Raw genomic sequence first — 12,709 nt, forward strand, 5'->3', positions numbered from 1 at the left:
CCCTATCCTTGCAAACCTTTGCGATCCTGCACGACCATCATCGTGCCTGTCATTGTGGCAATGAGACGAACTTCCGTATCGGTTACGGCAAAAGCCTGCCCGTCGCTAACCATGATCGTGCGGCCGGGCTTGGTGACCTCGCCGCGAAACAGGAAGCGTTCGCCCTTGCCGGGCGCCAGCAGATTGACCTTGAATTCGATAGTCAGCACCGCCGCCTCGGCGGGCATCAGCGTCAGCGCCGCATAGCCGCAGGCAGAATCGAGTGCGGCGGAAATCATGCCCGCATGCAGAATGCCGTGCTGCTGGGTGAGTTCCTCCCGGAACGGCATTTCCACTTCGACAATTCCGGGTTCGCATCGCGTCAGTTCTGCGCCGATCAGTTTCATGGCGGCCTGCCGCCCGAAACTCTCCTCGACGCGTTCCTTGAAATCCGGTTCGGCTATGCGATGCGCTGACATTTATTCCCCGATTTAAGAAGCTTTCTTCATCACACTTACATAAAACCCGTCCGTGCCGGTGGACAATGGGGAAAACACACCGCCATGCGATGGAAATACCGGTTCTGAGCCATCGGCATCCGTCACAACCGACTGCCACAACGCTTGCGCGGGCATTTCCGTGAAATCGGGATTGTCGGCCAGAAAGCGCGCAACCTGCCGCGTGTTTTCTTTTGCAAACAGCGAACAGGTGACATAGGCCAGACGCCCGCCCGGCTTCACATAATGTTTGGCCGATTCGAGCACTTCGTGCTGGTCCTGAACCCGACGTTCGAGCTGCTGGTCGTTGAGACGCCATTTCGCATCCGGCCTGCGCCGCCATGTGCCGGAGCCGGTGCAAGGTGCATCGGTCAGCACAAGGTCCATATGACCCGTAAGCGGGTCAAGCGCATCCAGATTGCCATGCACCTGCGTGTTGCGCACGCCAGCCCGCTGCAACCGCTCATGCATGGGCGAAAGGCGCGCACGCTCCGCATCATAGGCGTGCACCTGACCCTTGTTCTGCATGGCTGCCGCTAGTGCCAGCGTCTTGCCGCCCGCACCGGCGCAATAATCGAGAACCTGCTCGCCGGGTTTGGCTCCGGCAAAAAGTGCAGCGAGCTGTGAACCCAAATCCTGCACTTCGAACCAGCCATCGAGAAAGGCCTGTTCGCCCTGCACATTCGGATGACGACCCAGCGCTTCAATCGGCGGAATGCGCAATGCCTGCGCCAGAAATGGTGCGGGAGCCGCACCAGCCTTTTCCAGGGCTGTGAGCGTCTGTTCAGGCTTCGCTTTCAGGCTGTTGACGCGCAGATCGACCGGCGGGCGGGTGGCAAGCGCCTTGCCTTCCTCGACCCAGCGTTCACCGAAAAGCTCCTGAAGCGAAGCGGCGCACCATTCCGGCACATCGGCCTGAACATAATCGGGTGCGGCAGCGGTATCGCGGTTTTCCCATGCGATGCGGCGTGCCTGTTCCAGCGTTTCGGGCGCGAACTTGTCGCCATCCAGTGCCGCGTCGATGGCTGCAATATCCATGCCGCCATCGGCCAGCAAAGCGCCAAAGGCCAGCGCGCGCGCATCGTCGGCGTCCATGCGCCATGCGATGGAGAGCTTGCGGCGCAGTGCGTCATAGACGATGTTGCCGATCACCGCGCGGTCGCCCGCGCCTGCGAAACGATGAGCGGAACCCCAGTCCTTCAGCACATCGGAAGCCGGGCGTTTGCCTGCTTCGATATCGCCCAGAACCTCGATTGCCGCCTGCAGGCGTCCACCAAGCCGCATTGCTTCTCCTTAATAATTAGCTTTCACGGCATAGCCTTCCTTACAGGCAAAAGGCAATCGCCAAATCAAAACAAAAGCCGGAGCACGAGGCTCCGGCTTTCATCGGCTTCAATTGAAGCGAATTTATCTTACATGCCGCCCGGATAGTTCGGGCTTTCACGGGTGATGGCGACGCCATGCGAATGGCTTTCACGCAGGCCCGCATTGGAAATGCGCACGAAGGTTGCCTTTTCGCGGAACTCTTCCAGCGTCTTGGCGCCGACATAGCCCATCGAGGCGCGCAAGCCGCCAGCGAGCTGGTGCAGCACAGCCGAGATCGGACCCTTGTAGGCAACCTGACCTTCGATGCCTTCCGGCACGAGCTTCAGTTCGTCACGCACTTCCGCCTGGAAGTAACGGTCTGCCGAACCGCGCGCCATAGCGCCAACCGAACCCATACCGCGATAGGATTTGAACGAACGGCCCTGATGCAGATAGACCTCGCCCGGGCTTTCTTCCGTACCGGCCAGAAGCGAACCAGCCATGGCAGCGACAGCACCGGCAGCAAGCGCCTTGGCAAAATCGCCCGAGAACTTGATGCCGCCATCGGCGATGACCGGAATGTTCTGCTTGTGGGCTACTTCAACTGCCGACATGATGGCCGAAAGCTGCGGCACGCCAACACCTGCAACGATACGCGTGGTGCAGATCGAGCCCGGTCCGATACCGACCTTGACGGCATCCGCGCCAGCATCGATCAATGCCTGCGTGCCGCCTGCGGTGGCGACATTGCCAGCCAGAATGGCGACATTCGGATAGGCCTTCTTGATGCGGGCGACGGCATCGAGAACACGCTGCGAATGACCATGCGCCGTATCGACAACCAGAAGATCGACGCCTGCTTCGATCAGGCGTTCGGCGCGTTCATAACCGTCTTCGCCAACGCTCGTGGCGGCAGCGGCGCGCAGACGGCCCTGCGCATCCTTGGCGGCATTCGGGTTGAGCTGCGACTTTTCGATATCCTTGACGGTGACAAGACCGACGCAGCGGCCTTTGTCGTCAACGACGAGCAGCTTTTCGATACGATGTGCGTGCAGAAGGCGCTTGGCTTCGTCCTGATTGACATTCTCACGAACCGTGATGAGGTTTTCGCGGGTCATCAGTTCGTGGATCTTCTGTGCCGGGTCCGACGCGAAACGCACGTCGCGGTTGGTCAGGATGCCGACGAGACGGCCCGGACCCTTGGTGGCGTTTTCAACGACCGGAATGCCGGAAATGCCATGCGCCTTCATCAGCGCCTGCGCATCGGCCAGCGTTGCATCCGGGCCGATGGTCACCGGATTGACGACCATGCCGGATTCGAACTTCTTGACCTGACGAACTTCTTCGGCCTGACGTTCCGGGGTGAGATTGCGGTGGATGACGCCGATGCCGCCTGCCTGCGCCATGGCGATGGCGAGACGCGATTCCGTCACCGTGTCCATGGCGGCGGAGAGAAGCGGCAGGTTGAGTTCGATATCCTTGGCGATGCGGGTGCGCAGGTCGACCTGACCCGGCATGACTTCGGAATGGCCCGGCTGCAAAAGCACATCGTCAAATGTGAGAGCGAGAGCACCGGTGGGCGATTCCACGATTTTAGCCATTGCCAATTCCTTTGAATAAGAAAAGCCGCCTCTCCGGGATATGTCCGGGAGCAGCGACAATCAGGGTTTACTTGGTTGAATTGGCACCGGCTGGTAACACGGTTATGACCAAATGGAAAGCCTTTTGCTTACAAGTTTCAGTTACCGCTAAGAATTAGCGTGATAGACCACAAATCGATTTCAATCCCACCCCGAGGGGAGACAATGCGAAAGTCGTATAAGCGCGTTCGATTGATCCGTCGTTCCAGAGTGATGTGGATGTCGCCACGACTCTGGAAACCGCGGCTCGTTTTCTGGTGCGGCGCGCTTGCCATCGGGATTATCAGCGTCGGCTTTGCAGAGGCGGCCGACATTGCACAAAACTGGTTCAAGGCGCTGACAGATGGCACCGGGGGCAGCTTCTGGCGCGCCTGGCTACCGCTTGTCATCACGCCGCTCGGCTTCATGGCCTGTTCGTGGATCGCCATCGCCTGGTTCCCGAATTCCGGCGGCAGCGGTATCCCGCAAGCCATCGCTGCGCGGCATCTCGACGACCATCAGGATCGCTCGATGCTTCTGTCGATCCGGATTGCCATCGGCAAGATCGTGCTCACTGTCGTGGGCCTGTTTTGCGGTGCATCCATCGGGCGCGAAGGCCCCACCGTGCAGATCGGCGCGTCGATCATGCTGCAATCGGCGCGGATCGGCGGCATGGAACAGGCGCGCGGATTGATCCTCGCCGGATCAGCCGCCGGTATCGCTGCGGCCTTCAACACGCCGCTTGCCGGGATTGTTTTCGCGATTGAGGAAATGGGCCGCGCTTATGCGGCGCGTACCAACGGACTGGTGCTGTCGGCGGTCATTCTAGCCGGTCTCGCCTCGCTCGGTCTGGTCGGCAACTACAATTATTTCGGCATGACAACCATCACGGCCACGACCGGCAAGGACTGGGTTCTGGTGGTCGCCTGTGGCGTGATCGGCGGCGCTTTCGGCGCGGCTTTCAGCGCGCTGGCGCTCGATCTCGGACGTCGCGTGCGCCGCCATGTGCAGAAAGTTCCGCTGCGCAACGCAGTGTTGTTTGCCGGCATTTGCGGGCTATTGGTTGCGATCATCGGCATCGCTTCGGGCGGTTCGACTTTCGGCACCGGCTATGATCAGGCTCGCAGCGCGGTCGAGGGATTGGCGTTGCCGCCATTCTACTTCGTTGAAAAATTCGTTGCCGGTCTGCTCTCGATGATATCAGGCATTCCGGGCGGTATTTTCGCGCCATCGCTCTCGGTCGGCGCAGGACTTGGCAGCACAATCGGCCTTGTGCTCGGCACCAGCGCGAGCCTCGCCGCCGTGCTCGGCATGGCCGGTTATTTTGCCGGCGTCGTTCAGGCGCCGATGACCGCTTTCGTCATCATTCTCGAAATGACCGGCAATCATAACAATGTCATTCCGCTGATGTGCGCCTCGATGCTCGGTTACGGTACGGCGCGGCTTATTTCCAATGAGCCGCTCTACCACGCCCTGTCGCGCAACTTCGTGGCGGATGTGCTGCGCCAGCGGCGCGCACGCGAAAAAAATGCGCTTTCGGAGTGAAGCGTCAGATGGAGGAGAAAACTGTTTATGGATCGCAGAACATTCGGCAAATCGCTTGCAGGGCTGGGAGCAATGCCCTTTGTCGTTAGCGCGGCAGCGGCAGCGAGCACGGGAGGAAAGAGCATGCTGGAACTTATGGGCGGAAGCATTTCGGATGTACCGGGGATCAAGCTCGGCCATCACACACTGACCAAGCGCCCCACCGGCTGTACCGTCCTTTTGTGTGAAGAAGGCGCCTCGGCTGGCGTCGATGTGCGCGGCTCCGCGCCCGGCACCCGCGAGACCGACCTTCTCGATCCCATCAATTATGTGCAGCAGGTGCAGGCTATTCTGCTGTCCGGCGGCAGCGCCTATGGCCTTAGCGCCGCAACCGGCGTGATGCGCTATCTGGAAGAAAACAAGCTGGGCTTCAAGATCGGCAACGGCGTGGTGCCCATCGTGCCCGCAGCGATCCTGATGGATCTCGGCGTCGGCGATTTTTCGATCCGCCCCGATGAGGAAGCCGGCTATCTCGCCTGCAAGGCGGCCAAGGCGGAAGCTTCCGGCGAAGGCAATATCGGCGCTGGCGCTGGCGCGACGGTCGGCAAGATGTTCGGCAAAGATTTCGCCATGAAGGGCGGCCTCGGCACGGCAAGCTACAAGGTGCCCGGCACGGAAATCGTGGTAGGCGCAATCGTCGCCGTCAATGCGGTTGGCGATGTCTATGCGCCCAACTCGCGCCAGATCCTGGCCGGTGCGCGCAGCGAAGACGGCAAGGGTTTCCGCAATACGATGCAGGCCATCATGCAGGGCCACGGCGTGGTCAAATCCGGTGGCGCCAACACGACCATCGGGGCGATTGCCACCAATGTGCCGTTCAACAAGGCTGAACTGAAAAAGATCGCAGGCATGGCTCATGACGGCTTTGCACGCACCATCAACCCTATCCACACCATGTGGGACGGCGACACGATTTTCGCGCTCTCGACCGGCAAAGCCAAGGATGTGGAAGCGGACGTGACCGCCATCGGCGCAATCGCTGCAACCGTCATGGCGGATGCTGTCGCACGGGCGGTCGTTAACGCAGATAGCCTTAACGATTTGAATTTGCCCGCCTATAAGGATTATCACCCGCAATAGGATGCACATCTTGCACCATTGAAGGGATCGGTCCTGTATCGAAATAAGGTTATAAGATATCTGGCCATCCCTGATGGTGCAGTTTCGCAAGAAGGCAGAGTGAAGGCATGAGTGGCAGTTCCCTTAAATTCGGCACCAGTGGTCTCAGGGGATTGGCGGACGAGCTGAACGGCTTGCCCGCCTATGCTTATTCGCTCGCCTTCGTGCGCATGCTCGCCGAAAGCCGCAAGCTGAAAAATGGAGCGGAGGTCTTCGTCGGACGGGACCTCCGCCCATCCAGCCCCGACATTGCCGCCCTTTGCATGGCGGCTATAGAAGACGGCGGCTTTACGCCGGTCAGTTGCGGTGTGTTGCCCACCCCGGCGCTCAGCTTCCATGCCATGGCGAAAGGTGCACCTTCCATCATGGTCACAGGAAGCCATATCCCCGATGATCGCAATGGTTTGAAGTTTTATCGCGCTGACGGCGAAATCGACAAGAACGACGAGCAGGCGATCAGTGCGGCCTATGCCGCCCTGCCCGCCGACCTCACCGCAAGGCACTCCGGCAACATCGCGGAAAGCGCCACAGCGACCAGCGCCTATGAGAAACGTTATATCGATTATCTGGGGCGCGGCGTCCTCAAGGGCCTGCGCGTCGGCGTCTACCAGCACTCGTCTGTCGCCCGCGATGTTATAACGGATATTCTGACTGCGCTTGGCGCGGAAACCCTCGCGCTTGGGCGCTCCGACTTTTTCGTGCCGGTGGATACCGAGGCATTACGCCCGGAAGATATCCGGCTTCTCGACCAGTGGGCCAAGGAAAACTGCCTTGATGCCATCGTTTCCACGGATGGCGATGCGGACCGACCTTTGATTGCCGATGCGCGGGGCCAGTTTGTACGTGGTGATCTCGTCGGCGCAATTACCGCGAGCTGGATCGGCGCGGACGCCATCGTCACGCCGGTGACCTCCAATGCAGCGCTGGAAGAATGCGGGCGTTTCGACCGCGTTGTCAGAACCCGCGTCGGTTCTCCTTATGTCATCGAAGGCATGGCACGCGCCAAGGCCGAGGGCGCAAAGATTGTCGTCGGCTTCGAAGCCAATGGCGGCGTGCTTTTGGGCAGCGACAGCACCCGCAATGGCCACACGCTTTCCGCACTGCCGACCCGCGATGCGCTGCTGCCGATCCTCGCCTGCCTGAGCATGATCAAAGAGCAGGGCAAGCCGCTTGCGGATATCGGCGCGGCTTTCAACTTCCGCATCGCGCTTAGCGACCGTTTGCAGAACGTCCCGCAGGAAAAGAGCGGCGCGTTTCTCGCCATCCTCAAGGATGAAGCCGGGCGCAAGGCGCTGTTTCCGGCAACGGATGCGATCATCCGGTCTGAGGCTATTGACGGCGTCAAACTGTTCTTCCATTCCGGCAATGCCGTCCACTATCGCGCTTCCGGCAATGCACCGGAATTACGCTGTTATGTGGAAGCGGCCAATGAAAACCAGGCCATTGAACTTCTGGCCATGGGCCTCGATATCGCCCGCAACGCAACAAAGGATGCCTGAGCAATGAGCTTTATTCCTGTCATCATCAGCGGCGGTTCCGGTTCAAGGCTCTGGCCGCTTTCGCGCGATGCCCACCCGAAGCCCTTCATCGAACTGCCAGACGGCAGTACGTTGATCGGCAAGACCTATAACCGGGCGGCACGGCTTGAAGGCGTCGATCACATCCTGACCGTCACCAATCGCGATTTTCTGTTTCTGACGCTCGACGCCTATGCGGACGCCAAGGCGCCCAAGACCGATAATGCCTTTCTGCTGGAACCCTTGGGTCGCGATACCGCGCCTGCGGTGGCACTTGCGGCCATGCATGCCGCCGCGGCCTACGGCCCGGACGCCACGCTTCTGGTGATGCCTGCCGACCACCTGATCGAAGACGAACCCGCCTTTGCGGAAGCGGTTCAAAAGGCGCGGCAGCTTGCCGAAACCGGTCGCATCGTGACATTCGGCATTGTGCCCGATCATCCGGAAACGGGTTTTGGCTATATCGAGGCGGATGGCGTGGACGTTCTACGCTTTGTCGAGAAGCCCGATGCGGAAACCGCGCAGGCCTATGTCGAGAGCGGACGCTATTTCTGGAATTCGGGCATGTTCTGCTTTACCGCGCGAACTATGCTGGAAGCGATGCGCGCCCACGCGCCGGAGATTTTTAACGGCGTGCAGGCTTCGCTCGAACATGCGCGCCGCGGCGTCAATGGCGACACCACGACTATCGAGATTCCGAAAGAAGATTTTGCGGCGACACCGGCCATTTCCATCGATTATGCCATCATGGAAAAGGCCGACAATATTGCCTGCATTCCCGTTTCATGCGGTTGGTCGGATATCGGTTCCTGGGCCGCTATGGCCGACCTGATAAATCCGGATGCCGATGGCAACCGCCTGCGCGGCGAGACCGTTCTGGAAGACACGACCAACAGTTTTGTCCTGTCGGAAACCCGACTGGTCAGCCTTGTCGGCGTGCACGACCTTCTGGTCGTCGATACGCCGGACGCGCTGCTTGTCGCCCATCGCGACAAGGCGCAGGATGTGCGCAAGGTTTTCAACCGCCTGCGCGCCGATGGCCACGAAGCCGCCAAGCTGCACCGCACCGCACATCGTCCGTGGGGCACCTATACCGTGCTGGAAGAAGGCGACGGCTTCAAGATCAAGCGCATTGAGGTGAAGCCCGGACGACGCCTGAGCCTACAGGCGCATCATCACCGTTCTGAACACTGGATCGTGGTGTCCGGTACGGCCAAGGTGACCAATGGCGACCGGGAAATTCTGCTGACCAACAACCAGTCGACCTATATCCCCTGCGGCTTCAAGCACCGTCTGGAAAATCCGGGCATTCTGCCCTTGGTTCTGATCGAAGTGCAGAGCGGCGAATATCTCGGCGAAGACGATATCGTGCGTTTCGACGATATTTACGGCCGGGTATAAAAGACCAGTGCCGACGAAGAAAACTTCGTCGGCACTGTATTTCACGTCAGTCAGTGTGTCAGTTGAAAGCGCCGCTGTCGCTTTTGCTTTCCGGGCGTTCCGCTGCGACCTTCTGGCGATAGCCGCTGGCGCGATAGGCGGCAATCGGCTCGATCGCCCCGCCGGTGCGTCGACGCGCTTCGGCCAAGATCGGCTCCACATCGGTGCGATAGGCGCGTTTCAGCGTGTCTGATGCCATCAGTGCATCGTTTTCCTGCTGATAGGTTTCCAGCGCCTCGCGGTCCACCAGCAGCGCCTGCGCATAAGCGCGGCGGATTTCATTTGCCGACGAAATGAGGCTCTCCAGCGGATCGGTCACATTGTGCGACTGGTCGATCATATGCGCCGGATTAAAGTCCTTCACGCCGCGATATTCGGCATCGACCAGCTCATTGAACACCAGAAACAGGCGATAGGGATCGATGGAACCGGCATCGAGATCGTCATCGCCATATTTGCTGTCATTGAAATGGAAACCGCCGAGTTTGCCGAACTGCATCAACCGCGCCACGATCATTTCGATATTGGTGTTGGGCGCATGGTGACCGAGATCGACCAGACATTGCGCCTTGGGACCAAGCGTCGAGGCGATGAGATAGTTTGTACCCCAGTCTTGTACCACCGTCGAATAGAAGGCCGGTTCATACATTTTGTGCTCGGAGAACAAGCGCCAGTCATCGGGCAGCGCTTTGTAGATTTCGCCCATTGAAGCGAGATAGCGCTCGAAAGCACGGGTGAAATTCTGCTGGCCGGGGAAATTGGAGCCGTCGCCGAGCCAGACCGTCAGCGCCTTGGAGCCGATGGCATTGCCGATTTCGATACATTCGAGATTATGCTCGACAGCCTGCGCCCGCACCGCCGCATCGACATGGGTGAGCGATCCGTATTTGTAGGACAGTTTCTGATCGGCAGCGTCCGAAAACGTGTTGGAGTTCATGGCGTCGAAGCCGAGGCCGAGCGCTGCGGCGTGGGCTTTCAGCTTTTTCGGGTCTGCCTTGTCCCACGGAATATGCAGCGAGACATTCGGCGTTGCGCGCGAAAGCTCGTTGATGACGGCGCAATCGTCCAGCTTGTCGAAAATGCCACGCGGCTCGCCGCCGCCCGGAAAGCGACCAAAACGAGTGCCGCCCGTGCCGGTACCCCAGGAAGGCACCGCGACGAAGTAGCTTGCCACCTTGTCGGTGACGGTATCGATCTCGATGCCGCGACGTGCCAGCTGCGCGCCCAGCGCCTGATAATCGCTATTCAGCGCCTTTTCGAAACCGGAATTATGCTCGGCGATGAAATCCGCCGAAATACGTTGATCGGACATGGTTCCTCCCAGAACATTCCAGATTATAGGGTCAACGTGGGAAACTCTGCTGGTTCCCGGCATCGACATTGATGATGTTGCCGGTGGATTTTGCCGAAGCGTCGCTGGCGAGGAAATAGATCGCCTCGGCGATATCTTCCGGCAGGACATTGAGCTTCAGCAGCGACCGCTTGCGATAATGCTCCTCCAGTTCCGAAACATCGATCTTGGAGGATGCCGCGCGCTGTTCACGCCACTCGCCGTCCCAGATCTTGGAGCCGCGCAAAACCGCATCAGGATTGACCACATTGACGCGGATGCCAGCATCAGCACCTTCCAGCGCCAGACAACGGGCCAGATGGATTTCAGCAGCCTTGGCCGTGCAATAGGCGGACGCATTGGGTGAAGCGGCCAGACCATTCTTGGAAGCGACAAACACCACATTGCCGCCGATCTTCTGGCGGCGGAACAGGCGGAAGGCCTCCCGCGACACGAGGAAATAGCCGGTCGCCAGAATGTCGATATTGCGGTTCCACATCGACAATTCGGTCGCTTCGACCGGAGCCGATGACGCGATGCCTGCATTGGAGACCAGAATGTCGATGCCGCCCAGCTCGACGCTGGCTTCGACAAAGGCGTTTGCGACGCCCTTTTCATCGGTCACGTTCAACTCGACGCTGCGAACCTGATCGGCGCCATAACGCTTTGACAGATTGGCGTGAGCGGATTTGAGCGATTCTGCGTCAATATCCGCCAGAACCACGCAAGCGCCCTCGCCCGCCAGCCGCTCGGCGGTGGCATAGCCGATACCGCCAGCGCCGCCCGTGATAAGCGCAATGCGCCCGGCAAGGCTTTTCGGCTTCGGCATGCGCTGCAACTTGGCTTCCTCGAGCAGCCAATACTCAATATCGAAGGCTTCCTGTTCCGGTAGGCCCTGATATTCGGACACTGCGGATGCGCCACGCATGACGTTGATTGCATTGACATAGAATTCGCCAGCGATGCGCGCCGTCGCCTTGTCGCGGGCAAAAGACAGCATGCCGACGCCTGGGATCAGAAAAATCACCGGGTTGGGATCGCGCATCTTCGGCGAATTGTCGTGCTTGCAGGCCTCATAATAACGCTTGTAATCGGCGCGATAGGCTTCCAGCGCATCTTCAAGCCCGGCAACGATAGCATCGACATCCGGCTTGGTTGGATCGAAATTGACGACCAGCGGGCGGATTTTGGTACGCAGGAAATGATCCGGGCAGGACGTGCCCAAAGCGGCCAGCGGGCGCAATTCCTTCGCATTCACGAATTCCAGCACCGCATCCTGATCATCGAAATGGCCGAGCTTGCGCTCTTCCTTACCGATGAGCCCACGAATTTCCGGCATCAGACGCGCTGCAATGGCGCGACGCTCCGCAGCAGCCAGGCTTTGTGTGACAGCACCGCCGAAAGCGGCTTTGCCCGCCGTCTTCCGGTCCAGCCATTCAATGGCCTTGTTGATGATAGCGAGCGTGGTTTCGTAGCAGGTCTTCGCATCATTGGCCCAGGTGAAAAGCCCATGACTTTCAAGGACTACGCCCTTGGCCTGCGGATGCGCCTTGACGAAAGCTTCGAGATCGAGACCGAGCTGGAAACCCGGACGGCGCCATGGTAGCCAGCCAATGTCGTCACCGAAAATCTCGGCCGTCAGCTCGCGGGAATTCCTCGAGGCAGCAATCGCAATGATCGCATCGGGATGCATGTGATCGACATGGCTGAAAGCGACGAAACCATGCAGCGGCGTATCGATGGATGCAGCGCGCGGATTGAGGTTGAAGGTGCAGTGCGGCAGGAAGCCGACCATGCGGTCCTCATCCTCAACGCCCTTATAGATGCCCTTCAGCGCATCGAGCTTGTCCTGATAAAGCGTGGCAAAACCATCGAGCTTGATGGTGCCGACATCGCCGCCCGAACCCTTGACCCAGAGAACCTGAACCTTTTCGCCAGTCAGCGGATCAATTTCCTCGACCTTGGCAGAGGTGTTGCCGCCGCCGTAATTGGTGATGCGCTTGTCAGACCCGAGCAGATTGGAGCGGTAAAGCAGCTTTCCCGGCTCATCCAGCGTTGCCGCCTTGGCGTCGTCCCAGCGATTATCGAGCAGCCGATTGCTGACCACCATATCATCCTCCCAAGTCAGTTATGCCAGGTTATGGCCAATCGCAGCGCGCATATCCTTCCCATGCGCGAGCGATCATGTTGGCGGCAGATATGACGCATGAAACGAAATACTGTCAATCATAAACAATCATAACCAATCAAATATTTCACGCATGTGCGAATTATTGATTGTTTGTGATTGACATGCGCCAGCAATATGAGAATAGATGG

General features: G+C 59.3%; 9 protein-coding genes. 4 read left to right on the forward strand and 5 right to left on the reverse strand.

Annotated elements, in window-relative coordinates; translation table 11 throughout:
- Positions 1-2: 2 nt before the first annotated feature.
- The 3 genes from ACTJKP_RS14295 to guaB all read right to left on the reverse strand — a co-directional run bounded on the left by ACTJKP_RS14295 (position 3) and on the right by guaB (position 3,382).
- Entirely contained in the window at positions 3-458 is a 456-nt protein-coding gene (locus ACTJKP_RS14295) for a PaaI family thioesterase (RefSeq protein ID WP_078338159.1), read from the reverse strand.
- Positions 459-470: 12 nt separating this feature from the next.
- Positions 471-1,760, reverse strand: coding sequence for an RsmB/NOP family class I SAM-dependent RNA methyltransferase (locus ACTJKP_RS14300; RefSeq protein WP_440631107.1), 1,290 nt, complete (start codon positions 1,758-1,760; stop codon positions 471-473).
- Positions 1,761-1,888: 128 nt separating this feature from the next.
- Positions 1,889-3,382: an IMP dehydrogenase gene (guaB, locus tag ACTJKP_RS14305; RefSeq protein ID WP_078338161.1), complete on the reverse strand. Its 1,494-nt coding sequence runs from the start codon at positions 3,380-3,382 to the stop codon at positions 1,889-1,891.
- Between the two features lie 204 nt (positions 3,383-3,586).
- On the opposite strand from guaB, the gene ACTJKP_RS14310 reads away from it, so the two are divergent.
- The 4 genes from ACTJKP_RS14310 to ACTJKP_RS14325 all read left to right on the forward strand — a co-directional run bounded on the left by ACTJKP_RS14310 (position 3,587) and on the right by ACTJKP_RS14325 (position 9,021).
- Positions 3,587-4,945, forward strand: a complete 1,359-nt coding sequence (locus tag ACTJKP_RS14310; protein WP_440631108.1) for a chloride channel protein — start codon at positions 3,587-3,589, stop codon at positions 4,943-4,945.
- Between the two features lie 27 nt (positions 4,946-4,972).
- On the forward strand, positions 4,973-6,064 hold the full coding sequence (locus ACTJKP_RS14315) for a P1 family peptidase (protein ID WP_078338163.1): 1,092 nt from the start codon (positions 4,973-4,975) through the stop codon (positions 6,062-6,064).
- A 107-nt stretch (positions 6,065-6,171) separates the two neighbouring features.
- Entirely contained in the window at positions 6,172-7,602 is a 1,431-nt protein-coding gene (locus ACTJKP_RS14320) for a phosphomannomutase (protein ID WP_440631109.1), read from the forward strand.
- A gap of 3 nt (positions 7,603-7,605) precedes the next feature.
- Positions 7,606-9,021, forward strand: coding sequence for a mannose-1-phosphate guanylyltransferase/mannose-6-phosphate isomerase (locus ACTJKP_RS14325; protein WP_440631110.1), 1,416 nt, complete (start codon positions 7,606-7,608; stop codon positions 9,019-9,021).
- Positions 9,022-9,079: 58 nt separating this feature from the next.
- Here ACTJKP_RS14325 and rhaI read toward each other — a convergent pair whose 3' ends face one another.
- Both rhaI and ACTJKP_RS14335 read right to left on the reverse strand, forming a co-directional pair.
- The gene (gene rhaI / locus ACTJKP_RS14330; protein ID WP_440631111.1) at positions 9,080-10,372 is read right to left on the reverse strand and encodes an L-rhamnose catabolism isomerase; all 1,293 of its coding nucleotides are present in this window, start codon (positions 10,370-10,372) and stop codon (positions 9,080-9,082) included.
- A 31-nt stretch (positions 10,373-10,403) separates the two neighbouring features.
- Positions 10,404-12,500: a bifunctional rhamnulose-1-phosphate aldolase/short-chain dehydrogenase gene (locus ACTJKP_RS14335; RefSeq protein WP_440631112.1), complete on the reverse strand. Its 2,097-nt coding sequence runs from the start codon at positions 12,498-12,500 to the stop codon at positions 10,404-10,406.
- Between the last annotated feature and the right edge of the window lie 209 nt (positions 12,501-12,709).

Source organism: Brucella sp. 22210, from assembly GCF_052045675.1.
Lineage (GTDB): Bacteria > Pseudomonadota > Alphaproteobacteria > Rhizobiales > Rhizobiaceae > Brucella.

Bases quoted from the DNA above. Each gene is read 5' to 3' on its own strand.
- guaB (WP_078338161.1), bottom strand. From the start codon at position 3,382: ATGGCTAAAATCGTGGAATCGCCCACCGGTGCTCTCGCTCTCACATTT.
- ACTJKP_RS14325 (WP_440631110.1), top strand. From the start codon at position 7,606: ATGAGCTTTATTCCTGTCATCATCAGCGGCGGTTCCGGTTCAAGGCTC.
- rhaI (WP_440631111.1), bottom strand. From the start codon at position 10,372: ATGTCCGATCAACGTATTTCGGCGGATTTCATCGCCGAGCATAATTCC.
- ACTJKP_RS14300 (WP_440631107.1), bottom strand. From the start codon at position 1,760: ATGCGGCTTGGTGGACGCCTGCAGGCGGCAATCGAGGTTCTGGGCGAT.
- ACTJKP_RS14335 (WP_440631112.1), bottom strand. From the start codon at position 12,500: ATGGTGGTCAGCAATCGGCTGCTCGATAATCGCTGGGACGACGCCAAG.
- ACTJKP_RS14315 (WP_078338163.1), top strand. From the start codon at position 4,973: ATGGATCGCAGAACATTCGGCAAATCGCTTGCAGGGCTGGGAGCAATG.
- ACTJKP_RS14295 (WP_078338159.1), bottom strand. From the start codon at position 458: ATGTCAGCGCATCGCATAGCCGAACCGGATTTCAAGGAACGCGTCGAG.
- ACTJKP_RS14320 (WP_440631109.1), top strand. From the start codon at position 6,172: ATGAGTGGCAGTTCCCTTAAATTCGGCACCAGTGGTCTCAGGGGATTG.
- ACTJKP_RS14310 (WP_440631108.1), top strand. From the start codon at position 3,587: ATGCGAAAGTCGTATAAGCGCGTTCGATTGATCCGTCGTTCCAGAGTG.